Source organism: Veillonellaceae bacterium (assembly GCA_025992895.1).
Classification (GTDB): domain Bacteria; phylum Bacillota; class Negativicutes; order Veillonellales; family Dialisteraceae; genus Dialister.
Map to the genome: position 1 here is coordinate 1,860,323 of DAJPGA010000001.1, position 26,488 is coordinate 1,886,810.

A 26,488-nucleotide genomic window follows, 5' to 3' on the forward strand; every position below is an offset into this window, starting at 1 on the left:
ATGTTAAAATTTTCTCTTTTTGTATTGATTTCCAACTAAAAAAATAATTCCAATGAGTGTCAAAGCCACCCCTTCTGTCAGCCCTGGAATGTGGTATGTCATTTGGATGTGATTTTTCCCGTCTTCCAGCGGAATATTCATCATGCATCCGGCAAAGATATCCGGAGAAATTTCTTTTTCATTCCTCATGACCGTCCATCCTTTTTCATAAGGGATTGATAGGAAAAGGATATCCCCTTCTCTGCCTTCTACAGTACCACTGATTTCTCCATCTTTAATCGTAATATTTTTAGCAGCTCTTTGATTGATTTCACGAGAGATTTCTTTCAACGCTGAAAGATCCGTTTCATAGAAAAGTGCTTGTTTCATCCGGATATCATCCGAAAGGTCTACATCGATTGCACGAGTCTGACTGCCCGTCGCAGGAATATAGAACATCCCTGAATCGCGTAAAACTTGATCATGCTCACCATTGATAGATATATAGGTGTGAGACCTATTCCAGACAAGATAGACATAGAGAGGGTTCAATCTATCATTGATTTTGTAAATTTCATGACTATTTTCACTGTTTTCAGTAAATACCACTGGAGTGTAAATTGATACAGTATGCCCCATTAATTTACTATAAATTGCATTTGTATACGTAAATGGATTATTGGTCTCCTTCGGAATTGCCAGATGATTCTCATGATAGACGAAAGCCAATGGCAGTGCATATGAATTTTCATATACTGCCTTCCCATTTGCAACGCCAGGTACTGGCGCAGGAACTAATCCTTCGACAGGAGTTGGTGATAATATATATTTTACTCCGAAAAATGAATCGGTGGGAAGTATTGGGGTATGGAATACATTGTAACGCCCTGTAATCCCATAATATCCCATATTTGATAGAATATGGAACTGTGACATTTTCATCAGGGAGGTATATTCCTGCATGCCCCAATAGTTGAAGTTCATCGCTTCATTAAAGCTTATTCCTTCAAATTTTTCCGTCTCGCTGCTTTCTTTATTTATATCCCCTTTATTGGTTACCTGATTGATGCGGTAAATGCCTTTATCATAGTCTTTAAGTCCCTGTATTTGATTTCTTTGCTGATTATCATAAGATTCATAAGCATAGAGACTTGAACCTCCCCGCGTAGAAAGAAATACGCAGACTGACTGCCCCATTTCCCAAATCAAAAGACAAGCCAGTACTCCGATCATAAGTTTTCGTTTGGCAGGATCCTTGTCTGATCTGCTGATTTCGTAAAGAACGATAGGAATAAGAATCAAAAACAGAATGCTAAACTTGAATAACTCCGGATATTGAGCCGGCCTCACCTGTTCGATCAGTATCTGGGACAAAGGGAAAAGCAGGCAAATAAGAAGAGCCTTCCTTCCAAATTTCCATTTCCCCCATGAGGAAAAGTAACTTCCGGAAAGAAAAATCAATATAAAGCAGCCCAAATAAGAGTACCTGGGCATGAATCCCATCGGCTCTTTCATTAAGGAAAACAGCCAAAATAAAATTTGCCAATGAAACATAAGAAAGGCAAAGGCAATCATCAGGAAGGCTAAAATCTTATATTTCCTTTTGAGTTCTTTCACCGTAAAAAGTGCAAGAGCACCAGAGACAGCCAGACTCCCGCAGAATAGAGACATATAGTTTAAGTTAGGAATCACAGCAGAATTAATTCCCATATAATAAGCACCAAGAGAGGCTAATATATCTCCTTGAAATCCTAATGAAATTCGATTCCAGTCAAAGGATCCTCCGATCCCTTCGCGAAGCTGCCATATCGTAGGAAGGAAAAGGATAGAGCTGATTAGAATCCCTGTCACCATACCAAAGACATACCTTGCCGCACTATGTAAAAATTCTTTCTTTGTTCTGCCACGCTGGACATGCAGCAGCATCTCTTCTACCAGAAACCAGAAACCACTGAAGAGACAGTTAATTCCTCCTGTATACCAATTAAACAGAATTGAAAGCGCAGTACTGACGGAAAGCATGCTAATAGCCCCAAAATGCACAGTTCTATATACGCCAAGCATCATAAGGGGCAGCATGTATACCCCATCCAGCCACATAGCGCTCCAGGTCTGGTACAGATTGTAGTGCATAAGGCCGTAGCCAATAGAGAGACCAAACAAAGGAATGATGGGAATTCTTTCATGGAATCTTTCCTGAAGGAACCATGTCATCGTTAATGAAGCCATCCCCATTTTAAGAACAGCTGACAGATTACAGGAAACTGGCACTTGATCTTTTGAAAAAAATAGCAGCAACAGTTCAGAAGGTGATGCTAAATAATAGGAAAATATGCCAATGGCAGATCCGCCGAGACCTTTTGTCATGGTATAAACCAAAGACTGATTCCCAGATAATACATCCTTAAAGAATGCCATGAAGTCCATATATTGAATAAATGCGTCGCTGGCAGCAAGAGTACTGTTTCCAAACGGAGCTTCTTTCAAAAAGGCGAATGCGACTAAACATATAAAAGCGGTTAAGGCAAAAGAAATCATACGAAATATCCATAATGAATTTCTCTTTTCTCTCTTTATTACTCTCATCGTATTCTGATTTATCATGGTTAATCCTATTCTCCAACAGTTTCCTATAGAAATTAAGTATATGTTTATTATAATCTAAAATTCTTCTTACGTACTATTTCTTGGCTTTATTATTACTCATCTTTCTATTTTTCTCACAAAAAAAGAAGCAGGCTCTGCGCCTGCCTCTTTTTATTCACTATTAGTTTTTAGTCTTCCATGGGAAGTGTGGATCCGCCGATCGGTACGACGTAGACGCTGCAGTCTTTGCCCATGCGGTTCAGTGCTGCATCGACAGCTTCCTGCAGATCATGGAATGGTGTCATATTGGCTTTTGTTACCATAGCATCATCCATATCTGTCACCATGTAAATGTCGCATTTCTTCTGTACCAGGGCAAGAGCCGCGGATTTGTGGCCGCCGAGTTCGAAGTGTTCATGAATGGCTGCGATTCTTTCATCCGGTGTATCATACTGCTGGATCCAACGGCCGAATACGTCGCTGCCGTATCCTTCTTTGCAGGAAGCGGCGAGAACCATGATGCCGCCTTCGCGGACTGCGTGTTTGACGTTGTCGATGGATTTCTGGGCCTGATACAGGTTGATATCCTTCGGGTAGCCGCCGGTGGAAACGATGACGACATCAGCCGGCTTGTCGATTTTGATCTTGTAGATGCTGTCGAGAAATTTGCATGCTTCGCGGTGTGCTGTAACATGATGACCTGCAGCTGCAAAGGCGATTTTCTTATGATCATCGAGGGCTACGTTTACGATGAAATCAACTGGGCAGAAGTCATAGACTTCTTCGATATCATCGCGGACCGGATTTCCATCCAGATGGCCTGCGTAGGAATCCGGGCTGATCATGTTCTTATGGTTTGCCTGAATGGCAGCTCTGGAGGATACGCCTGGCATGATGGCTTTCATGCCGCCGCTGTAGCCTGCAAAGTAATGGTATTCGACATTGCCAAGAAGGATACGGCGGTCTGCATCAGCGACTGTCCTGAAGATATCGACCGGAGTTCCGTTCTTGCAGTATCCCATGTGTTCCACATCATCGGGATCACTGTCAATGCATTTGACGCGGTTGTACACATCTTCGCCAACAAGGCGTTTCTTTTCTTCTTCAGTCTGCTTTCTGTGGGAACCAAGTCCGAAAACAACAGTGACGTCCTTGTCTTCGACACCTGCTTTTTCCAGTTCATCCAGGACGCATGGCACAACGACCCAGGACGGCATCGGGCGTGTCACGTCGCTTGTCACGATGACAATCTTTTCACCCGGATGAACAATTTCACGAAGCTTCGGAGAGTCAATCGGATTTTCCAATGCTCTTCTGACTTCAGCTTCCTCGGACTCTACAGCCGGACATTCTCTAGGATTCAATTCGATGGGATGATGTTCATCACCCACATGAAATGGTACGTAATCCTTGAAGTATTTAATTTTAAATTCCATTTTTCGATCTCCCTTCGAGAGACTCATACACAAAAACTTCTATATTTACATTATACTATATTTCGGCGAAAATTCCCTGGAAAAGGATTCCGTAAAATATAATAATTTCATTGTTTCATGATATAATGATGAAAATGTAGTTTATTTGCGAGAGCGGCCCAATTCAATCATTTCTTTTTTAGAGAAAGGAGGCTGCAGACCGATTTCCCATCTGCAATCCGGTCTGCCTCACTTATGAAGAAAAAACTTTGGATTCCCCTGCTGGCATCCGCTTTGACACTTATGTCTCTCACGGCCAATGCGGATTATGCAAAATGGACTGACCCTACACATTCCTTCAAAGCAGTTCATACGATATACACCTCTGTCGTCAATACCGATGCTCTGTCCGAAAAAATGGCACCGGAAGGCCGTTCCTTCCAGGTCATTTTCAACCAGAAAGCTGCAGAAGTCAAAGGGCTGAAAATCATTACAGCGCCTCTTCAGGGAGCCATAGCGGTTCTTCCAGGAAGCAGCGCGGATAATGCATCTGCTGCAGCGCCTTCTGAAGAAGTTTCCACTTCAGCTGTCCGCATCCCTCAGGCAGCCGTTGATGCAAAAGCGGATCTCTATGTCGTTCCGACAGTCACCCGCTGCGAGAAGCTCGTCAGCGTGGTTCCTGCCCATACGGAATGGACAACCAAGGAAATCCACGAAACAGTCCATGACAAGAATGGTTACAAGGATGTCGTTCATAAGATTCCTTTCCCGGAACAGATCCCTGAGAAGAGGTACGTGACGATGTACCTGACTGTCCGCTTCGATGTTTACAGCATGAAGACAGGCGCTCTTGTTTTCACCAGCGAAGATGCCCGTGACAGATTGGACGACAGCAATTTCAACGGACTTTACACCCGGATCGTTGAACGTTTCTTCAAGAATCTGAAGAGCGAAATCGATTGACAGGAGTATATTTTAAAGACGGCCCAGGCCGTCTTTTTTTGTATGCGTATCCGTATTTTCTTTTGAATCAGCATATATCTCTTAAAACAGATGTATCATTTTTTCTTATTTGATGGCTTGACAAACGATCAAATGACGGTCTATAATCCAGTCATAAGAAACAAGCGATGATGAAGAAGGGATAATAAAACCTTTTCAGAGAGACGGTGGCTGGTGTGAACCGTTAAAGCATTATTATCTTTCCGCTTCGGAGGTGAAGACGATGAGTCTTCCGGGACATGCCCGTTACAGCTGACTAAAGATGGCCGTAAGGCAATTTGGGTGGTATCGCGGGTGCTCTCGTCCCTTAAGTGGATGAAGAGCGTTTTTTTATGGATACAACAGATTGGCAGCGGCTAAATTGGGTGGCACCGCGAGAAAAAGAGAAGCTCGTCCCATGGGACGTCTTCTCTTTTTGTGTTTTCAGGAGGATACAAATGAAACGTGTATTTAACTTTAACGCAGGCCCTTCCCCTATGCCGATCGAAGTGCTCGAAGAAATGAAAAATGATCTGACGGATTTCCGCGGAACCGGAATGGGCATCACGGAAATCAGCCACCGCTCCCCCGTTTTTCAAGACATGCTCGATGAAACGAAAGCATACCTCCGCCAGATGATGAAACTGGATGATGATTATGAAATCGTCTTCATGCAGGGCGGCGGCACGATGCAGTTCCTGATGACAGGATGCAATTTCCTTCACACAAGAGGCGCCTATGCTGATACCGGCGTCTGGGCGCACAAGGCAAGAAATACGGCCGCCTTCTTTGGAGAAACTTACGATGCCAATACAGCCAAGGACAGAAATTACGCCTATATCCCGGACATCTGCGATATCCGTCCCGACACAGATTACCTTTACATCTGCGCCAACAATACGATTTACGGCACGGAATACAAGGAATTCCCCAAAGTCGATGTTCCCCTCATCTGCGACATGTCCTCCGACATTCTTTCCAGGGAAATCGATTTCAACCAGTTCGACATGATCTGGGCCGGGATCCAGAAGAATCTGGGCGCAGCCGGAGCTGCCTTTGCCGTAATCAGAAAAGGCCTTCTTGAAAAAGCAAGGACGGATATTCCTGAATACCTCCAATACCAGACTTTCGTCAAGAATGATTCCACATACAACACGCCGCCTGTCTTCTGCATTTACACGCTGAACCGGATGCTTCACTGGATCTGGAACATGGGCGGACTCAAAGCCATTGAAGAAAGAAATAAGGTAAAAGCCGGACTCATTTATGACACCATCGATCAGAGCGGCGGTTTCTACAAAGGCCACGCTGACGTGAAGGACAGAAGCATGATGAACATTACCTTCAACCTCGCTACGCCGGAACTGGAAAAGGATTTCGTCGAGAAAGCCAAGAAGAATGACTTCATCGGTGTCAAAGGCCACCGTCTTGTAGGAGGCCTCCGCGTTTCCCTCTACAACGCAGTCACACCGGAAGCCGCAAAAGCGCTCGCTGATTTTATGAAAGAATATGAAAGAACCAACGGTTAATCATCATACCTGAAGCCATTACCACCAAGGAGGAATCATCATGTACAGAATTTTCATCACCGCTGACGTTGCCAAAGAAGCCAAGGAAATCCTTGAAAAGGAATTTATCGTAGATATCCAGCCGAATATGGAAGAAGATGAGCTCTGCAAAGTCATTGCTGACTATGACGCCATCATTACAAGAAGCCAGACACGCGTCACCAAGAAGGTCATTGATGCGGCTGTGAACCTGAAGGTCATCGGAAGAGCCGGCGTCGGCATCGACGGCATCGATATCCCAGAAGCTACCAAGAAAGGCATCACTGTCGTCAATACGCCGGAATCTAATACGATTGCTGCCTGCGAGCACACGATTGCCCTGATGCTCTCCATGACGCGCCACATTCCGCAGGCACACCAGTCCATCATGGAAGGCCGCTGGGACAGAAAGAGCTTCACAGGCATCCAGCTTCTGAACAAGACCGTCGGCATCATCGGCGTCGGCCGCGTAGGTTCCAATGTGGCAAAACGTCTGCAGGCTTTCAACATGAAGACCATCGGCTATGATCCTTATATCCCGCTGGAAAGAGGCCAGCAGCTCGGCGTGGAACTGACCGATCTGGATACACTTCTCCGTGAATCTGACTACATCACCCTCCACACACCGCTGACGGATGAAACACGCGGCATGATTGATAAAGAAGCCATTGCAAAAATGAAAGACGGCGTTCGCCTCGTCAATGCATCCCGCGGTGCAGTCGTCGATATCGAAGCGCTCGCTGAGGCGCTGAAGAATGGAAAAGTCGCAGGTGCCGGCATCGACGTATGGCCGAACGAACCGCTGAAGCCGGAAGAAAACCCGTTCCTCGGTCTGACCAATGTCGCTCTAACCCCTCACCTTGGTGCTTCCACCAAAGAAGCGCAGGCAGGTGTTGCTACCGATGTTGCTGTCGGTGTAGCGCAGGCTCTCCATGGTGAACCGGTTGCAACGGCTGTCAATGCATCCCCGATTACCAAGGCCACACTCAATGTCATCCAGCCATACTTCGACCTCTGCGAAAGAATGGGCAACATCGGCATCGACCTGGCCGGCGGCAGGATTTCCGGCGTCAATGTCGAATATACCGGCGAACTGGCTGAAACGGAAACAGCACCTCTTACAACCGCTGTCTTGAAAGGTCTCCTTGCTCCTGTCCTCCAGCAGACGGTCAATTTCGTCAACGCCAGAGGCATCGCAGAAGAACGCCACATGGAAGTCCGCGAAGTCAAAGCCAGAAAAGGCCATTACTTCACCAACACGATTTCCCTCACCATCGACACAGACAAAGGAACCCACAGAATCACAGGCTCCCTCTTTGACAGAAAAGAAGCCAAGATTGTTTCCCTCGATCATTTCAGAGTCGATTTCGAGCCAAAAGGCTGCATCATCATCGCTCCACATGAAGACAAACCGGGCATGATCGGTCAGGTAGCAGGAGTTCTCGGCGCTGCCGGCATCAACATTAACGGCATGCAGGTCGGAGCTTCCAATGACAAGGGCATCAATGTCATGGCCGTCGCTGTAGACAAGGATATCCCGACCGCTGTCCTCCCGTCCCTCATGAATATCGAAGGAATCAAGGACGTCAAAGTCATCCACTGCGAACATTAATCCATGAATTTTTGAAAAGGAGCCATCATGGTACGAATTATTCTGATCCGCCACGGGGAAACCACATGGAATACGGAAGGCCGTTATCAGGGCCAGGAAGATACCCCGCTTTCCGAAAGAGGCATCCGTCAGGGCATGGCTTGCGCAGAAGGACTGAAGGACATCCACATCGACCGCGCCATTTCCAGTCCCCTCTCCCGTTCCTACGAAACATGCCGGATGGCGGCTGAGAAACACGGCCTTGCCGTAGAAAAGGACGAAAGGCTGACGGAAATCAGCCACGGCCTTTGGGAAGGCATCCATGCCGATGAGATCGAAGCCAGGTATCCGAAATCATTCCATCTCTGGCATACCCATCCTGAAAAAGTGCAGATGCCGGAAGGCGAATGTCTGGAAGATGTCAGGAAACGCGTCCGCGCTGCTTTTGACGAATATGCAGAAAAGTATGACGGGGAAACCGTCCTCGTCGCCGCGCACGATGCAGTAAACAAGGTCATCATCTGCGATCTCTTCGGCATGGGCATCGGCCGCTTCTGGCAGATCAAGCAGGACAATGCCTGCATCAACATCCTCGAATATGACAAGGGCGTCTGGAGGCTTGTCACGATGAATTCCACACCGCATTTGGGCTACCTCATCAGCGGAACGGAGCAAAAAGGATTATAAGGAAATGAAAAGGAGCTGTGACAAAATGTCCAATCATTTTGCTACAGCTCCTTTTATGCTGGCATATTCAATTAGAAGATTATCCAACACATTTATATATTTATGTTATCTGAAAACCTCAAAACCTCGCTGCACTCGAAGGAAATGAACCTCCTCAGTCGCCTCCGGCGCCAGCTCCCCCTACGGGGCAAGCTCAAACACCCTTAAACCGAACTTCGTTCGAGAAAAGAAAAACGGTGTTTTGGTGGATTTTGTCACATCCCCTTTTTGCGCTTTCATCAATGATTCATTGCTGCCTGCGGAGTGCGGTCCGGCGCTGTATCACCGGATAAATTAGAAGGAATCTCGGTCGGAACGCGGCGGTACGGGAATGTTTTGTAAATATTCCTCATCATTTCATCGAGGATATAAACATTCCTGACGAAGCTTTCATCTTCCGTCTTCCAGTAGGAAGCCTTGTCATCCCTGACAATGCCGTCTGCCTTCTTGTAGGAGTAAATGTCTATTCTGGCTGCTGTCTCAATGAATGCATCTCCATCGGAGAAAGGCATGGGGTGCATGATGATCTGCTGCCAGCGGGAAATGACCGGCATGACGACGATATCTGCGCCCGTCTGTTCAGCAAGAGCAGGAAGTTCTGAAGGCGAATACGCTTTGCCGGCATATCCCTCCGTATCCAGTTTCCTGTAGTAAGGATAGCGGAATATCGTATTCATCTCGCGGTTCACATAAGAGGCTGCATAGTCGCCGTCGCCAAAGAGAGCGGGCAGGAGAAGCACTGTCCTCGTATTGTCAAAATAGCCCAGCTTGCGGTTCATGACCTGCTCATCCGCTGCCATGGACACCGTGCCTGCGCCTAAAATGAGGAGAAAAGCAAGAAACCATCCAAAGATTTTTTTCATAGGAAATCCTCCTTTCGATTCATGTCCTTTTCTGTATTGTAGCACGTTCAGGAAAGGGACGTCATGGAGCCCGTCCCCTTTCCCGGGCATCAAAAAAGCAGGCCGCTATGCATGAGCAGTCTGCTTTTATTCTTATTATTTACACGCCGAAGTACTTGCGTATGTAGTCGACGAAAATCCTGACAGGCGTCGACTGAAGCATCGGTTCCTTGTAGATGAGGTGGCTCGGCCTCAAGATCGGCTTCTTCTGTCTGTCATAAATCATCTCACGGTTGACGCTTGGAGCGCATTTCGGGAGAAGATCGGCCGGGATCAGGGAATGACCAAGACCCTGGTTGACGATTTCCACGCAGGTCAGGCAGTCAGACACTGTCAGCATGAAATGCGGGGAATCGGAGAAGTTGTGTCTCCACCAGCGGGTACGGAGTTCGTCAAGGGACGGATCGCTCCTGTAACGAATGGAAGGCTGTCCCGGAAGCGTATTGTAATCGATTTCCTTGGCGGAAATCAGGTAGAGCGGTGCGTCTTCAAGCAGAATGTCGGAATCCGGCCATTCCTGATTGCCTCTTACGATGGCAAGATGGATGTCTTCCTTCTTCACCAGCTTGACCAGGCGGTCGCTCGTATCCGTCGTCAGGGAAATTTCAATATCACTGTATTCGTCTACAAATCCTTTCAGGATAGCCGGCATATGGGACTGCGCAAAAGACTGGCTCGCGCCAATGCGGAGAACGCCGGAAATGGAATTCGGTTCATGCGTGACATAGTTCTTCATATCCTGATACTGCTGCAGTTCTTTTTCCGCGAAGGAGAAAAGCCTGTTGCCCGCATCTGTGAAATGCACACCTTTATTGGTACGGATGAAAAGTGGACATCCTATTTCCTTTTCCATCTGGCTCAGCCTGTACGTCAAAGAAGGCTGTGTCATGAACAGCCGCTTTGCTACCTTATTGATACTCCGCTCTTCGCGCAAATAGATGAGGATTTTCCAATCCGTGTTATTCATTCGATTACCTCACGAAACCTTTACCACTACCATAAAAAGATTTTGGTATAGAATTATTTTATTAGATTATACCATAAGTTGGCAACAGACAGAAAGACTATATTCGATATTTTTGAGGAAATTGCAAAAAATTTCAATAAGCCGCGCATTTTATGATGACCATGCGGCAGATTCCTGGCAATTTCACCCCTTTAAATGAATTCCCTCGGACTTTGTGATAATATTTTCTGGCGTTCCTTGTAATCAGGTATCCAATGCGCCATCAGGTCATGAAACCTACGCGTATGTCCCTTTTCAAGAAGATGATTGAGTTCATGGACGACGACACCCTCAATGCAGGCGCCGTCTTTTGTGATGAGATCGAGAGCAAAGCATAATTCGCCTGTCTTCACATTGCAGCTCCCCCATCTTCCCTTCATTTTCCGGATCGTTATATCGCCGGGAAATACTCCCATCGTCTCAGCCCATTTTTTGATGTACATCACGACAATCCGCCTCACCATATCGCGCGACCATTCCTCATAGACTTTCCTGACGCTCGTTCTTGAAGAACGGACGGTGATCATGACATCCCGCCCGTTAAGGGTGCAGGCATTCGATGCGCCGCCTGCCACATGGAGCGTCACTTTCTTTCCCAGAAGAATATGTTCTTCCCCATCGGTATATTCATATTCCACTGCTTCCGGCGTCTTCTCAAGCGTCGCCAGGATCCAGCCTCTTTTCTCCGTCAGGAAACGACGGATCAGATCTTCACTGCAGGTGCGGGGAGCCGTCACGAAAACGCGTCTGCCGCGCCCGACATGGATATACATACGGCTGATGCGCTTTCTGATGACTTCCACCTCTCCCACGCCTTCTATATACATGTGCCCTCCATAAAAAAGAGGCTGTGACAAAATGAACGCATCTTGTCACAGCTCCAATGTAATTTTTTATAACTGTCCTGTTCTTTCCATGGCTGCTTTGAGCTTTGCTGCAATGCCATGCATTTTCTTCTTGCTGACTGCGCAGACAGCGATTCTTACGCCGGCAGCGAGCGGAACAAGGTAAATGTGGTCATCATAGAGCGCCTTGCAGGCAGCTTTGGAGTCCTTTGCAGGGACGGAAATGAAGAATCCGGATTTGTAAGGAAGGATCGGAAGCCCGACTTCTTTCGCCTCTTCGACGAAAATAGCCGCTCTTTCCTGAATCAGCTTATAATATTCTTCCTTTTCCGTTTCCCATTCATTTCTCAGCTTCTCATCTTTCCAGATGCGGCAGAGCGTTTCCTGTGCGCCCCGTACTGTATTGGACCATGTTGCGCGGCTTGTGAAGGAATTGATATCACTGAATTCACTGATGACATCCTGGCTGGAGGAAATCGCAATCAGTGCACCGCTTCTGAGGCCGTACATCGTGAACCCCTTGGACATGCTGTATTCCACAAGGACAAGGATATTCTCATGCAGTTTGCTGAACTTGGAGAAGAAATCTCTGGCATCCGGTCCTGCATAATCCAGATAAGCTACATCTGCAAAAAGGATCATGTGCTTTCCTTTTTCAGCAAGCTCGGTAAAGAGAGAAATGACAAAATCCCAGTCTTCGCTCGTCAGCGCATGGCCGGTCGGATTGTGTGCCGGCGAATTGATGATGGCCATGACATTTTCCTGATTTTCAGCCATGTGCAGGATATTTCCTTCAAAGGAAGCCCTGTTGAACTGGAGATCCTCGTCAAAAAGCTTGTAAGTGCGCAGTTTTCTGTTATTGTCTTCGCAGATTGTCTTGTATGCGCCCCAGTACCAGTCGGACGTCAGCACTTCATCGCCGGGAGATGTGTAGTTATGAACAGCATGATGGATGCCGCCGGTTCCGCCAGTTGTCGAAATGGCTGCCGTATAGGCATCCGGACGGTGGCTGCCAAAGCAGACGGCCTGTGCATCTTCCAGGTACTTGGGAGTGCCTGCAATCGGTGCATAGGAAATAATATCTGCCATCGGCAGGGATTTGAAAACTCTTTCCACAACAGGCAGGCAGACGATTTTTTCATCGTCATCCAGAATTGTGCCGATCGTCGCATTGACGACATGCTCAGCCCCGATTTTCTGAATATCCGCTTTCGCTGCGGCGGATGCACCGAAAATCACATCATTGGATTTCTTCCCCTTTGCATGGGGTGCTGCCAGACTTACCATAAAAATGCGCCTCTTTTTCAGATCAATAAAAGTATGAAAACTCTTTGGAAATCAAGTGCAGACCGGATCTGCCCGGTTATACCTTTGTGCTTTCTCCGGAAGCATGGTCGGTTGTTTCAAAAAGGGCCTTTGCAAAGTCCTTCGCATTGAAGCGTTCAAGATCGTCTTCTCTTTCTCCCAGGCCGATCCATTTGACCGGGACATGGAGTTCTTCATAAATGGAAAGGACGACGCCGCCCTTGGCTGTTCCATCAAGTTTTGTCAGGACGACACCTGTCAGCGGAACGATTTCACCAAAGTTCTTTGCCTGGCTGACAGCATTCTGCCCTGTCGTCGCATCAAGGACAAGAAGCGTCTGATGCGGAGCATCCGGAATGACCTTCTTGACGACACGGCTGATCTTTGCCAGTTCTTCCATCAGGTTGACCTTTGTCTGGAGGCGGCCGGCCGTATCGATCAGGACGACATCTGCGCCTCTTGCCTTAGCGGCAGAGACAGCATCAAAAGCAACGGCTGCAGGATCAGCGCCTTCCGCATGCTTGACAATGTCAGCGCCGGTGCGTTCTGCCCAGATTGTCAGCTGTTCGGAAGCCGCTGCACGGAATGTATCGGCTGCCGCCAGAAGGACTTTCTTTCCTTCCTTGTGATAGCGGGCCGACATCTTGCCGATTGTCGTCGTCTTGCCCACACCGTTGACACCTACGACCAGGATGACTTCCGGATGATGCACTTCCTTCAGATCCTTCTCGTCATCTTTCAGAAGCTCTTCCACTGTCTTTTCCATGAAAGGCATGACTTCGTTCGTATTGTGGATCGTGCCTTCGGTAACGCCGCGGCGGATCTGCCTCATCAGGAAATCTGTCGTGCGGACGCCGATATCCCCGGAAAGAAGTACCATCTCCAGATCTTCCAGGAAGTCCTCGTCAATCGTTGCGTAGCCGATGACAACGCTCTCTATATTCTTGATCAAAGACTCTTTTGTCTTTGTCAGCCCTTTGCGAATTTTATCAAAAAATCCCATTGTACCCTCCTTTATTCCTTACTCTTATATGGCTATTGTATCATTTACGTGAAAATTACGCCCGAACATTTCATCATTCCACGTAATCTTTCATTTTGACCGTCACAAGCGAGGAAACGCCTTTTTCGCCCATGGTGACGCCCTGCAGCGTATCAGCAAATTCCATCGTTCTCTTCCTGTGGGAAATGACGATGAACTGTGTCTTTTTCTTGTATTCGGCAATCATGCGGCTGTACCTGTCCACGTTGGAATCATCGAGCGCCGCATCGATTTCATCGACAAAGCAGAAGGGAGCAGGCCTGTATGCCATGAAGGAAATCAGGAGTGCAATGACCGTCAGCGCTCTTTCTCCTCCGGACATCAGCGTCAGCGGCTGGCGCTTTTTGCCCGGAAGCTGCAGGTACATTTCCACGCCGCATTCCAGAGGATGCTCCGGATCGGTCAGCTCAAGCTTCGCGCTGCCGCCCTGGAACATGATCTGCATGATGCGCCCGAATTCCTGATTGACTTTGGTGAAGGCTTCATCAAACTGCGACGCCATCTTCTCGTCGATATCCTTGATGACCGTCCTGAGCTCTTCTTCGGCGCCCTTCATGTCGTTGATCTGTTCTTCGTAGAAGTTTCTCTTTTTCAGATGCTCTTCATACTCTTCCTCGCCGGCCGGATTGACCGTGCCAAGATCGGCAATCTTTCCTGCAAGCACCTTGTCACGGTTCTTCATTTCATTCAAGGTTCCCGGAAGCTTCAGTGATTCCACTTCTTCACGGGTCATCCCCTCTTCACTGATTTTCTGCAGCTCTTCAGCTTCTTCTTCCTTGAACCGTTCCAGACGCGCTTTCTTATCCGCCAGATCCTTTTCAACGGATGAGGACTTCTCCTGCGCCTTTCTCCAGGCTGCCTGGCTATTGCGTTCAAGCTCCGCATACCTGTCAGTCTCGCCCTGCAGGGATTCCTGCTTCGTGCGGATGGACTCCCATTTTCCGTTTGCCTCTTCGAAATCCTGATTCAGTTTTTCCAGTGCTTCCGCAAGATTTTTCTTTGCATCTTCATTGGCTTTCTTTTTATTTTCGAGGTCTTCCCTGTCTTTCTTCTGGTCCTCCTGCGCCTTTTTGGCGTCGTTCATCATGCGCTTTGCAAAGGATGCACGGCTTTCTGCCTTCGTCAGTCCTTCGCGGATGGCAATCAGTTCGCCTGCCTTATCATCGATCTGTTTGCGGATAGCAAGACTCTTCTCATCTTTTCCTGGTTCAGGGATATCCTCATACGTTTTGAGAAGCTCCCGGCCTTCCGTCATCTGCTGAATGGATTTTTCCAGGGATTCACTGATGGAAGCAAGGGCATCTTTTCCTTCTCTCAGGCGGGTTTCCTGATCCGTCTTGGTCTTTTCAAGGCCATCCTTCTGCCCTTTGAAGGAAGCAAGCGCCAGATCCATCTGATGCCAGGATTCGCGTTCTCCTGCCACCTTTTCAGAAAGGCTGTCCCTTGCCGTTTCCTTTTCCTGTTTCCTTTTCCTTAAATCAGCAAGGTCCTTTTCGCGCTTCTTTTCTTCTGCGTAAAGTTCCTTGATTTCTTCTTTTCTTCCGAAGTAGGTATTTTCCTTCTTCATGGATCCGCCGGTCATGGAGCCTCCGGCATTGACGATCTGGCCGTCCAGCGTGACAATGCGCAGGCGGTATCCGTACTTTTTGGAGACTCTTCTTGCCGCATCAAGATCTTTGGCAATCAGAGTCCTTCCAAGGAGGGAGCGCAAAAGATCCTGATACAGGAAGTCCGTCTCAAAAAGATCAGCGGCAATGCCAAGGATCCCGTCTTCCCGGGAAGCTTCCTGTTCTCTTCCGGAATAAGAGGACGGCTTCATGGATTCAAGCGGATAGAATGTTGCACGGCCGAGGTTCTTTTCCTTCAGCCAGCGGATGATGTCCCCGGCTGATTTTGTCGTATCCGTGACGATGTTTGAAATCTGGCTTCCCAGAGCCACTTCTGCAGCCGCTGTATATTCTGACGGGACATGGATCAATTCACCAAGAGCGCCATGAACGGCGTCTCCGAAGATGGTTCTGTTTTCCATGACGGTCTTTGTTGTTCTGGAAAAGCTTGCATATTCCTTGTCTGCTTTTTCCAGGTACTCGCGGCGGGAATGGATGGTACGGAAAGAGGATTCCGCTTCATTCAATTCATTTCCGATAGCGAAGCATTCATTCCTTGCCTCATCGAGCGCTTTCCTGTCGCGGATGCCCTCTTCCTTCAACTGTTCCTGACGGGCCATGGCCTCTTTTTCTTCTGCAAGCAGACTTGTGAGCGCATCTTTCGTTTTCTGAAGCTCGCCTTCGAGGCTCTTTGCCGCCTCTTCCCTTCTGGACGATTCGCCCTTAAGACGGCGGACCTCATTATCCAGATACGCCAGTCCCTGCTCAAGCTTCTGCTTTTCTGCCATCTTCTGCCTGCTGAAATTCAGGATTTCAGAATACGCCTTTTCAGAAGCAGCGAGATCACCGGCCAGCTTTTCCTTTTCATCTTCTGCCTGATTCTGCTTTGCAAGCCAGTCTGCCTTTTCGGCTTCGGCTGCCTTCATTTCCTCTTCATCATTCTGGATTTCTTCGATCAGTTCTTCTTCGGCTTCCTTCTGATCTTCCTCATCCTCTTTGAGCTCTTCTGTCCTCTTTTTCTCCTGTTCGAGCGCTTCTTCCTTGATCTTGTAGTCTACGCGGATTGCATCAAGTTTTTCCTTGGCTTCTGCGAAATCCGTGCCTGTCTTCTTCACATTTTCCTGATGGAGAAGCGTTTCCTGTTCGAGCTTGGCAAGAGCAGCCGCTGCTTTTGTAAGCTCTGCCTTCCACTTCACGCTGTCCTGCTCAAGAGTTTCCGTTTCAGCCTTGTGCTTTTCGAGGGACTCTTTGATGGAATCAAGCTTTAAGGCAGACATCGTCGCCTGCACGGCTCTTTTTTCCGCTGCAAGCGCCTTGTATGCTTTTGCTTTTTCTGCTTTTTCCTTCATCGGCCCGGTCTGTTCATCAAGCATCGCCATCATGTCCTTGACGCGGTCCATGTTTTCCGCTGTCTTGACGAGCTTCTGCAAGCCTTCATTCTTTCTCATGCGGTACAGGCTGATTCCTGCCACATCTTCAAAAATGGCTCTTCTTTCTTCCGGTTTTGCCGTCAGTACTTCATCGACCCTGTTCTGCCCGATAATGGCAAGGGAACCCTTCCCGAGCCCTGTATTGGCCAGAAGCTCATGAATATCCTTCAGGCGGCAGTTCCTTTTATTGATCTGGAAATCACTGTCCCCATTGCGAAGAATTCTTCTCGTGATGGAAACTTCTGCTGTATCGAGCGGCAGCTCCCTGTTGGAATTGTCCAGTACCAGCGTAACTTCCGCGCCATTCTTCCTCGGCCTTGATTCGGAACCTGCGAAAATGATATCCTCGCTTTTCTGTCCGCGCAGATTGCGGACATTCTGTTCCCCGAGCACCCAGCGCACAGCATCGGAAATATTGCTTTTCCCGCAGCCGTTCGGGCCTACGATGACCGTCATTCCATCGGCAAATTCTATGGTTGTCTTATCTGCAAAGGATTTGAATCCCTGCAGAATCAAACGGAGTAATTTCATAATCTCTCCCTTTCAGGCATATATTTTCTATATTATACAGGAACAGGACGAAAAATGGGAATACAGCGCGCGCCGCCAAAAAACGCCGGAAGTTCGTGCCTCCGGCGTTCCCCTATTTCTTTGTAATGAAGGGGCTTCCTTCCAGTGTGAATCTCCAGGGGAAGTTCTTCCCGTACCTGGCGTAATCGATGTTGATGCGTTTGCTGCGTTTGACGGGATACGGCCCGTCATTCCTGCTTTCGATCCAAAGGGTATTTCCCGTAAGGTCTGTCCCGTAGAAGGATTTATCAAGACCCATTGCCTGCGTCAGGCGCCCGGGACCGGAAGCCAGGAGCTTCACCTTGTCTGTATGGCGTCTTTCCTTCATAAGATCGATTCCATCCAGTGGCTCAAGCGCTCTTAAAAGTACACTCGTCCCTTCTCCCTCGTGGCCGCACACCACATTGAGGCAGGTGTACATGCCATAGATGAGGTAAAGGTAGGCATGTCCGCCTTCTCCGAAGATGACGCGGGTTCTTGGTGTCAAACCTTTGAAGGCGTGGGCGCCGTCATCTCCATGGCCCCGCCAGATGCCGCCGTATGCTTCGCATTCCACGATGCGCCCAGCGGTAATCCCATCCGGCGAACGATGGACAAGGACGGCTCCTATGAGCTTCTTTGCCGTTTCAACGGAATCTCCCAGGAAGTCTTCTCTTACCCATTTCATTTCACATCGACCTGCATGCCCATTTCAATGCCCTTCGGAGGATCGGTAATGACACGGTCTCCTTCAGACAAACCATCCATGATCATCGCATAGCCGCCCTGACGGCTTGCAATGGATACGTCCTTGATATCGACGAGGTTTCCATCATTGACGATGGCAACCGTATTGTCTCCGATAATCGCAGAGTCCGGAATCATGATGCAGGAAACATTCTGACCGCTTTCTACGCGGATATCATACTCATTTCCGATTGTGATCTCATTCTGCGGGTTATCTACCTGGATCTTATAGGTAGTATATTTTTCACCATTCTGGTTTGGCTGCTGCTTGAGTTCTCCGTACCAGACGCCTTTGCCATCGCTCATCGATACGGTCAGTGTCTTTTCATCCTTTGCCTTTTCCATCACGGAATCAAGGCGGACAGGAAGCTCGATCGTTGCTACGACCGGTGAATCCTGACGGATGACGAGTGCTGGTTTCCCTGCCATTGCCATATGCGTATCTCCAAGATAAACCTGGGAGACGACGCCGCTGATCGGTGCGCGGACAGTGCAGGAAGCAATCGTTTTCTGAAGCGTCTGGAGCGATGCGATAAGGCCTGGATCAGGAGCTCCGCCGCCGGAAACAGCACCACCGGACGGCATATTTCTTCCTTTGATTTTTTCATATTCAGCTCTCGTAATGATTCCCTGCTTCAAAAGGGAAGCTTCGAGGCTGTTATCTACGGAAGGACCGTTGTAGACAGGCGCTGCCTGGGCAGAAGATTCTGCGATTTTCTGCTGCAGAGCCGATGCCTGCGCTTCATACTGCGATGCGTCGATCTTGAAGAGGACATCACCTGCCTTGACCGTCGCACCGATATCCGGCGGGTTTGAAATCAGGCCGCCTGATACGGAAGGAATGACAGGCGCCGTATGAAGAGCTTCCGGAGCCGCTTTTGTTTCCAATGTAAAAGGTTCTGTACTGATGGCCGCTTTTGTCACATGAACGGAAGGCGTGTTTCCGCATCCAGACAGCACCATGACAGCCGCGGCGCAAGTCGCAGCCAGAGCCATCATCCATTTTCTCATTCTTTGACCTTCTTTTCTGTTATTTCTCCTTAAGTATGTCTTCTGCAATGATGTTTGCCAGTTTTTCAATATCTGCATCATCATCAGGCATAGAGGAGACGATATGAACCGGATCCCCCAGCAATTCGCAGTTCTTCCACTTCGATACGACATCCTTCATCAGCTGGCCGCTGACATTCGGTGTCCAGCTGCTGTTCCCGATGATGGAAACCTTTCTGTTCGTGACATTCATTTCCGTGCAGATGGCAAGGAATGCGCTCATCAGAGGATTGACTGTCATATTCATTGTCGAAGCGGCAAGAACGATGTGGCTTCTGCGGAGAATTTCTGTAAATGAATCAGCAAGGGAGACCGTGCAGACGTCCACCATCTTCAGGTTCCTGATGCCGCGCTTGGCAAGCTTGGCCGCAAGGACTTCAGCCGCCATGGCTGTATTGCCATAAGCAGAAGCGATGAAAATGTTGACTGACTGGTAATCCGGCGTCCAGGAAGCCCATTTCTTGTATTCCCCGATCAGGAAATCTATGTCTTCCTTCCTGCGGATGACCGGGCCATGGAGCGAGCAGATATAACGGACATCAAGCGCATCCACTTTCTTCAGGGCTGAGAGGACCTGCGGGCCGAAGCGGGCAACAATATTGGCATAATACTTGCGGCATTCGCCCAGGTATTCTTCCTTGTAATCCACATCATCAGCGAAAATGGAACCATTCAGGATGCCGAATGTGCCGAATCCATCCGCGGTGAAAAGAACCTTCTCCGTTTCATCATATGTGAAGGTGACTTCCGGCCAGTGGACCATCGGCGCCTTGAGGAAACGCAGCTTGTGCATGCCAAGATCGATGACGAGCTTTTCATCGGATGTAATGTATCTTTCAGGCATGGATACCTGGAAGTACTGTCCGAGCATCTTGAGTGCCTGCGCCGAAGCCACGATCTTTGCTTCCGGATATGCCATGGCAAGCGCCAGAAGGGATCCGCTGTGATCGGGTTCCATATGGTTGACCACGATGTAATCCAGCTTGCGGCCGTGAAGCAGATGGCTGACATTGCCAATGAAAAGGTCACGGATTACAGAATCTGTCGTATCGATGACAGCTGTCTTTTCGTCGTCGATGAAATAACTGTTATATGTCACCCCGGATTTCAGAGGAATCAGATTTTCAAATCTGGGGGAATTGAAGTCATTGCCGCCCACCCAGTAAATATGAGGGGTCACTTGTTGTTCGTTATGCATTTTCAGGCTCCCTTGTTATTGACAGAAACATAAATATTTTATGTAAATTGCTATCGCCACACCCATTAGTATATCACGAAAAGCCCCTTTCGTGAGATGTGAAATCCCATCAAAACGGGCATAAGAATACAAAAAACTTTGATAAGACGAAGCGGTAGATTTCCTGTGGTTTCCTATGCCCTCTTCCTTTCAAGACGGGCAAGCAGGCGGCCGGTCGTCACGGTCAGAATGAGGTAAATCATGCCTGTCGTGATGAAGGTCTCCCAGACGCGGTAGTATTCCGCATTGGCGGCATTGGCCCAGTACATGAGCTCGGGCGCGGCAATGACAGAAGCCAGTGAAGAATCCTTGATGAGACTGACAAAGGAATTCCCCAGCGCCGGCAGGACAGAACGCACAGCCTGCGGAAGAACAACATAGCGAAGGCACTGCCAGTGCGAAAGGCCCAGCGCCCTTGCCGCCTCCTCCTGCCCTTCATCGACAGCGAGGATGCCGCCCCGGATTGTTTCAGCGATATAAGCCCCCGCATTGATGGAAAGCGCCAGCATCGCCGCCAACGTCCCGTCGGGTTTTCTCATCAGCAGAGGAATGATTCCGAAGTAGACGACAAGAAGCTGCAGCAGAAGAGGCGTGCCGCGGATGCACTCCATGAAACAGGCCGCGGGAAGGGAGAGAAATTTCCTCCCCGATACCCGGAGGACTGCCAGAAAGAGACCGAGGAAGAATCCCGCCAGTGATGCGGTGACGGAGAGCTCGATCGTCAGCTTTGTCCCGGATATGAAAAATGGAACATATGCTTCAAGAATGTTCCAATTGAAATCAAACATCATACCGCTTCCTTACTTCTTCAAACTTGCCAGGACCTTCTCGTCCGGCTTTGTCTTGAACCATTCCTCATAGAGGCGCGAGTATGTTCCGTCTTCCACCATGGAAGAAATGGCTTTATCCAGCTTTGCCTTCAGCGCCGTATTGTCCTTTGCATAAAGAATGCCGAAGTATTCCGGCTTGAATGCCTGATCATCATAAACAATCACAAGGTGCTGGTCCGGATACTGCGCCTGAATGGATTTCAGGGACGTTTCATCCCCTACTATGGCATCGGCCTGCCCTCCGATCAGCATCTGGATGGACATGGGCGTTTTTTTAATGACAGGCGCATTCTTGCCGAGAAGTTTCTCAAGAGCTTCCTGTCCTGTCGATCCATTCTGGACAGCAATGGCTTCTATGTCAGAGCGCTTCAAATCCTCAGCACTTCGGATATCCTTGTCCGGCCTTGTTAGGATGGCCTGACGGGAAATGAAGTAAGGCTTCGAGAAAAGATACGATGCCTCCCTCTCCTTTGTGATCGTGATCCCGGAAATGGCAAGATCCGCCTGATGGGAACGGATCTGCTCAAAAAGAGCTTCCCATCCTGCATCACCAAGTTCTGCCGAAAGACCTGCACGTTTAGCGGCTTCCTCGAGAAGCGCCGCGTCAAAGCCTGTAATCTTCCCATCCTTCATATATTCGAACGGCTTCCAGTTTGCATGCGTCACTGCATGAATCTTTCCCGTTTCACTGCTGCTGTCTTTCTCGCAGCCTGACAAGGCGAGTCCGGCAGCAAGCAGCAGGGCTGCCGCTCCTATCCAGTATTTCTTCATATCTATCCCATCCTCTATACAGAAAAATTTCACTTTCCTCTATTATAGAAGAATTCTAGATATAATACAACTTGTTCACTATCTAATTATTTATTTTATATTTTGTACAGTTTTCGGATTCTATCACTTAACTCACGTTTTTAGAGCTCCGTATGATTCAAGACAAAGAGCATGCAAAAAGGCGGTGCTAACAGCACCGCCCTGTGTCATTCAGGCTGACGAGGATGTGTTTCCAGTATCCGCCTCTCATAAGTAACCCTAAGGCACGTAGGCCCTCGTCGCATGGCCTAGTATGGATAAATGAAGATCCGTCAGAAGAGCCTTTCTGATCGGAAGGACCCTCCGTGTTTCTGTAAAGATATCTACTTCTGCTTCCTTGACGTTCTGGATGAGAACGGAAAGTTTTTCTTCCATTTCCGTCATGAATGCGATTAATTTTTCTGCCTGTTTTATGTTCATTTCAACAACAGCGCGGATGGAATGATCTTCCCCGGAAAAAGCGGCTGCATAAGCAGGCATTCCGGAAGATGCTGTCTTGAGTTTGAAAAATGCCAGGATATTGTCGATGACCGGTACGGGTCTTCCGTCCATGACTCTTTCGACATAGAAAAGTCTCAGAACCATGAGGAGCGCCGAACAGCCTACGCCGAAATCAAGGCCGAGCCAGTAAGAAGCTGCGCCAAGATCCGTCATGTTGTCCAAAAGAAGACTCATCGGGAAGCATCCGCCCCAGTAAGCGGCAACCATGAGGACAAAGGATACGCGTGTATCTTTCAACCCGCGAAGGATTCCCTGAATCGGGGTGGAAATCGCGTCGAAGAGCTGCCATCCTGCGCTGTAGATCAGGAACTGTGCCGCAATGGCTGCGACAGCTGCATCATCCGTGTATACCATTCCGATGGAATGACGGAAGAAAAGCGTAAAGGAAACGGTCATAAGAGCGCCAGCCATCGCTGTGATGAAGCCGGCTTTTTTATAACGGCGTGCCAGGGAAATATCCCCTGCGCCTGCTGCTGTTGCAATCAGGATTGTCAGCGCCATGGAGCAGCTGACAGGAAGCATGTACACGAGACTTGCGAAGTTGTCCGCAATCTGGTAAGCCGCCAGCGTATCCGTGCTGTATCTGGCCAGGAATACGATGATCAGGCTGAAAAGACTCATTTCCATGAAAATGGACATGCCGCTCGGAACACCGACGACCAGGTATTCCTTCAGGTCTGCACTGCGGATTTTAAAGGAAGAGAAAATATTCTTTCCCATAAATTCCTTCGTGGTAAGAATCACTGCAAGGAAGAGTGCGAGAAGGCATCCGTACGTAATCATCGTAGCAACGCCTGCACCGATACCGCCAAGTCTCGGGAATCCAAAGTGTCCGTAAATGAAGAGATAGTCAAGCACCGCATTCACTGGCGGAGCAATGAGGAAAAGCTTCATGGAAACGGACGTGGATCCTGCCGTGTCTGTCAGACAGCGAAGCGGAATGATCAATGTCACGAAAGTCACGACACCCACCATAGAAAGCAGGTAGCCGCGGGCAATGTGTTCAACGGCCGGTTCAAGTGCAAGGTATTCCATCAGGTTGTCAACGAAAAGGAAGTAGCCTGCTGCAAAGACGGCGGAAATGAAAAGTCCGATCATAAGGCCTGTGCGGACAATCAGAGGAAGATCTTCCTTCTTCTTCTGTCCGAGAAGCTGTGCCATCATAGGCGTGCCCGCCATCAGAAGGCCGATAATGGAAGCCAGGATCGGATAGAAAAGACCGGCTCCGACAGAAACTCCGGCCAGATCATCCGCACCTGCGTGACCTGCCATCGTTGTATTGATAAAGGTAATGCCTGCCGTAGATACCTGAGCGACCAGGATCGGTATCATCACTGACAATAATTTTTTTATATCGTTTTTCACGAAAAACATGTTTTCACTCTCCAGAAAATTCCATCAAAAAAAGACGCCTCGCAGCGTCTGATTCATCAGATATTCTATGGATGATTTAAACATAAGCCTTTCCTTTACTGGTCGACAAAAGAAAGCGCTTAGATCCACTCGCTGCGCGGAGTTTCCTTCCACGCGAAATCATGAAAGGAAACCGGGCACCATAAAAAGCCGGATGCCCCGTCATTCAGTTGTTCCCGTTTTCCTTCAAGTCCGGAGGACCTGAGGGCCATAGCAGCCCATCCTCCTGCCCCGATGAATCCTTTAAAGAAGGATGTGAAAGGCGAAAGAATTCTTTTGAAGTTGAAGTTCACCCTGGACGGTACCAGAAGGTTGGCTCCTTCTACATAGAAAGAAGCCATGGCAAAAAGGATATACATGCTTCCGTACATCTCAAGATCCATCAGGTCTTCAATTCTCATCGTCTTTCCCTCCTTCCTGTTATATGCAGATCCTCCTGCAAAAATTTATTTATTGTTTTTTTTAATACCTGTATATAGTATATCGCTATACCAAGAAAAAAGCAAATTTTTCTATATGTCGTTCTGTAAATCTTCTGTAAGTCTTTTCGATACTTCTCGTCAATTCAAAAAATTCCGTATGAAGCCATATGGGATAGTATGAAGGAGTATGCGCCCAAAATAAAAAAGATGGCTTTGCTTTGCAATATATGTAAAAAGGGTTATTTTGAGGCCTTCTGCCGCGTCTTGGAAACCCTGCGGGGGGAGTCGCTTCTCCATGGTGGAATGCTCTCCATACCATATAAGTGTCTCTTCATCATTCATTTATAGACTCCTCGGGCAGTATCCAAAGAAATAATATTCTATGACAGTTTATGACTGCATACCATATTTGTCGCAGATGACAGACGGGAACCCCGATGTTATTCGCCCAGTCTTAATAGAAGAAATGCATAAGCTTCACTTTTCTGTAAAGGTTTGTTGGTTTTTGAACTATTATCAAAAGGTGTTTTCTATTGATTCATACCCTTTATGCTATAATACAGTCGAATAAATCTATTTTAGTCGAAAACGATTCAGTTAAGGGTTCACTCTATACTGCATCTATTCCTTTGATTTGCACGATATTTGCTGATTGATCCGGATTGGGACCTGTTTTCAGGACGCAGAACCGGTAAATCTAAAATCATACGAGGTTCAAGATGAAAATAAACTTTACCTCTCTTATGTATTTTCAGAAAGTGGCTGAACTGGAACACCTGACAAAAGCTGCCGAAGCGCTCCATATTGCTCAGCCGGCGCTGTCCAGAACGATCCGCAGTATGGAGGAAGAACTGGATGTCTCGCTTTTTACCCATCAGGGCCGCAATATTCATCTGACGCGAGATGGACACATCCTTCTTAAATACGCTAACAAGATTTTAGGATCACTCGATGACCTCCGTCAGGAACTGCAGGACTCCAGAGATCTTCAGCAGCTCACTGTAAAGCTTGCCATCATGTCATCAAGCAGGTTAATCCCGGCCTTTCTAATGAAATTCAAGGAAGAGCATCCCGAAACCATTTTAGAAATTGTCCCGCAAAACAGTGACTCGGCCAATGCCTCGAAAACGGACCTGACTTTATTTTCAAGCCTGAAACATGTTGATAATGACCATACAATCACTTTGTTCCGTGAGAACCTTGTTATGGTTTTCCCGGCGGGAACACCTTATGCCCATCTTCCCTATGTAAATCTTCATGATCTTTCTGATATGGATTTCATTATGCCTCCTAAGGGATTTCTCCTTAGAAACACAGTCGAGGCCTACTGCAAAAAAGCCGGATTTACCCCAAAGGTCATTCTAGAAAGTAACAACCCGGATACTGTTGGCGAATTTATCAGAGCCGGTCTCGGCATTGCCCTCGTTCCGCAAATGACATGGCACAACGCACAAATTCATAATGTCGCACTCCCTGTTGGTGATCAGGAATGTCATCGTGATCTGAACATCTCCTGGAAAACAAACTCCAAGCTATCCCTGAGTGCTGTTCTCCTCCGTGAATACATCGTCGATCACTTCTGGGAATTTGTCAGAGATAATGCCAACAAAACATTCCCGATGCAATAAAAACCTCCAGCCTTTTGGGAGGTTTTTTTGCTCTGACAAGGATGACAGATCCTATATAAATTTTGTTCTCAACAGCTCTTCAATACATATTGAAGGGCTGTTTTTATGTTTAAATCTGTACCTGTTCATAGTAAGAAATTCTCTTCTGAATTCTATAACATTTCAGTAATGACTTATAGTACATATTGATAAGTTTTTAATTCTTAAAGCAGTATTAGCAAGATTTTATTCATTTCATTACAGAATCATCTTCGAAGTCCACTGTTATATCCTACACTCTCCTCATTTATGTCCGTGATTTCTACTCTTCGCCTTGCATTTCCCATCTCCCATTTTCTT

General features: G+C 47.9%; 20 protein-coding genes. 5 read left to right on the forward strand and 15 right to left on the reverse strand.

Going from position 1 to position 26,488, the window contains the following annotated elements:
• Positions 1–3 precede the first annotated feature (3 nt).
• Together OIM03_08130 and larA are read right to left on the reverse strand one after the other, a co-directional pair.
• Positions 4–2,517 carry a YfhO family protein gene (locus OIM03_08130; GenBank protein HJI74232.1) on the reverse strand — a complete coding sequence of 838 codons (2,514 nt, stop codon included), beginning with the start codon at positions 2,515–2,517 and terminating at the stop codon, positions 4–6.
• Positions 2,518–2,753: 236 nt separating this feature from the next.
• Positions 2,754–4,001: a nickel-dependent lactate racemase gene (gene larA, locus OIM03_08135; protein ID HJI74233.1), complete on the reverse strand. Its 1,248-nt coding sequence runs from the start codon at positions 3,999–4,001 to the stop codon at positions 2,754–2,756.
• Between the two features lie 234 nt (positions 4,002–4,235).
• Here larA and OIM03_08140 point away from each other — a divergent pair, with 234 nt between their 5' ends.
• The 4 genes from OIM03_08140 (at position 4,236) to OIM03_08155 (ending at position 8,786) form a co-directional block, all read left to right on the forward strand.
• Positions 4,236–4,943: a hypothetical protein gene (locus OIM03_08140; protein ID HJI74234.1), complete on the forward strand. Its 708-nt coding sequence runs from the start codon at positions 4,236–4,238 to the stop codon at positions 4,941–4,943.
• 476 nt (positions 4,944–5,419) lie between these two features.
• Positions 5,420–6,490: a 3-phosphoserine/phosphohydroxythreonine transaminase gene (serC, locus tag OIM03_08145; GenBank protein HJI74235.1), complete on the forward strand. Its 1,071-nt coding sequence runs from the start codon at positions 5,420–5,422 to the stop codon at positions 6,488–6,490.
• Positions 6,491–6,530: 40 nt separating this feature from the next.
• Complete coding sequence (gene serA, locus OIM03_08150) at positions 6,531–8,120, forward strand: phosphoglycerate dehydrogenase (protein HJI74236.1); 1,590 nt, start codon at positions 6,531–6,533, stop codon at positions 8,118–8,120.
• Positions 8,121–8,147: 27 nt separating this feature from the next.
• Positions 8,148–8,786, forward strand: a complete 639-nt coding sequence (locus OIM03_08155) for a histidine phosphatase family protein (protein HJI74237.1) — start codon at positions 8,148–8,150, stop codon at positions 8,784–8,786.
• Between the two features lie 278 nt (positions 8,787–9,064).
• Here the strand turns inward: OIM03_08155 and OIM03_08160 are convergent, their stop codons facing one another.
• The 13 genes from OIM03_08160 to OIM03_08220 form a co-directional block, all read right to left on the reverse strand.
• A complete protein-coding gene (locus OIM03_08160) occupies positions 9,065–9,688 on the reverse strand; it encodes a hypothetical protein (GenBank protein HJI74238.1) in 624 nt (207 codons plus the stop codon).
• Between the two features lie 139 nt (positions 9,689–9,827).
• Positions 9,828–10,694: a LysR family transcriptional regulator gene (locus OIM03_08165; GenBank protein HJI74239.1), complete on the reverse strand. Its 867-nt coding sequence runs from the start codon at positions 10,692–10,694 to the stop codon at positions 9,828–9,830.
• A 191-nt stretch (positions 10,695–10,885) separates the two neighbouring features.
• Positions 10,886–11,560 carry a M48 family metallopeptidase gene (locus tag OIM03_08170; protein HJI74240.1) on the reverse strand — a complete coding sequence of 225 codons (675 nt, stop codon included), beginning with the start codon at positions 11,558–11,560 and terminating at the stop codon, positions 10,886–10,888.
• A gap of 66 nt (positions 11,561–11,626) precedes the next feature.
• Positions 11,627–12,865: an aminotransferase class I/II-fold pyridoxal phosphate-dependent enzyme gene (locus OIM03_08175; protein ID HJI74241.1), complete on the reverse strand. Its 1,239-nt coding sequence runs from the start codon at positions 12,863–12,865 to the stop codon at positions 11,627–11,629.
• Between the two features lie 76 nt (positions 12,866–12,941).
• The gene (gene ftsY / locus OIM03_08180; GenBank protein HJI74242.1) at positions 12,942–13,886 is read right to left on the reverse strand and encodes a signal recognition particle-docking protein FtsY; all 945 of its coding nucleotides are present in this window, start codon (positions 13,884–13,886) and stop codon (positions 12,942–12,944) included.
• Between the two features lie 73 nt (positions 13,887–13,959).
• Positions 13,960–17,493 carry a chromosome segregation protein SMC gene (smc, locus tag OIM03_08185; protein HJI74243.1) on the reverse strand — a complete coding sequence of 1,178 codons (3,534 nt, stop codon included), beginning with the start codon at positions 17,491–17,493 and terminating at the stop codon, positions 13,960–13,962.
• A gap of 112 nt (positions 17,494–17,605) precedes the next feature.
• A complete protein-coding gene (locus OIM03_08190; protein ID HJI74244.1) occupies positions 17,606–18,199 on the reverse strand; it encodes a DNA-3-methyladenine glycosylase in 594 nt (197 codons plus the stop codon).
• Positions 18,196–19,269, reverse strand: a complete 1,074-nt coding sequence (locus OIM03_08195; protein ID HJI74245.1) for an efflux RND transporter periplasmic adaptor subunit — start codon at positions 19,267–19,269, stop codon at positions 18,196–18,198. Before OIM03_08195 ends, OIM03_08190 begins: the two co-directional genes overlap by 4 nt.
• 19 nt (positions 19,270–19,288) lie before the next feature.
• Positions 19,289–20,506 (reverse strand): FprA family A-type flavoprotein, encoded by a 1,218-nt coding sequence (locus tag OIM03_08200; GenBank protein HJI74246.1) that lies wholly within the window; start codon positions 20,504–20,506, stop codon positions 19,289–19,291.
• Positions 20,507–20,679: 173 nt separating this feature from the next.
• Positions 20,680–21,336, reverse strand: a complete 657-nt coding sequence (locus tag OIM03_08205) for an amino acid ABC transporter permease (protein ID HJI74247.1) — start codon at positions 21,334–21,336, stop codon at positions 20,680–20,682.
• A gap of 9 nt (positions 21,337–21,345) precedes the next feature.
• Positions 21,346–22,146, reverse strand: coding sequence for a transporter substrate-binding domain-containing protein (locus OIM03_08210; protein ID HJI74248.1), 801 nt, complete (start codon positions 22,144–22,146; stop codon positions 21,346–21,348).
• A 258-nt stretch (positions 22,147–22,404) separates the two neighbouring features.
• Complete coding sequence (locus tag OIM03_08215; GenBank protein HJI74249.1) at positions 22,405–24,018, reverse strand: MATE family efflux transporter; 1,614 nt, start codon at positions 24,016–24,018, stop codon at positions 22,405–22,407.
• A 161-nt stretch (positions 24,019–24,179) separates the two neighbouring features.
• Complete coding sequence (locus OIM03_08220; protein HJI74250.1) at positions 24,180–24,500, reverse strand: hypothetical protein; 321 nt, start codon at positions 24,498–24,500, stop codon at positions 24,180–24,182.
• 764 nt (positions 24,501–25,264) lie between these two features.
• On the opposite strand from OIM03_08220, the gene OIM03_08225 reads away from it, so the two are divergent.
• Complete coding sequence (locus OIM03_08225; protein HJI74251.1) at positions 25,265–26,149, forward strand: LysR family transcriptional regulator; 885 nt, start codon at positions 25,265–25,267, stop codon at positions 26,147–26,149.
• Positions 26,150–26,488: the final 339 nt, after the last annotated feature.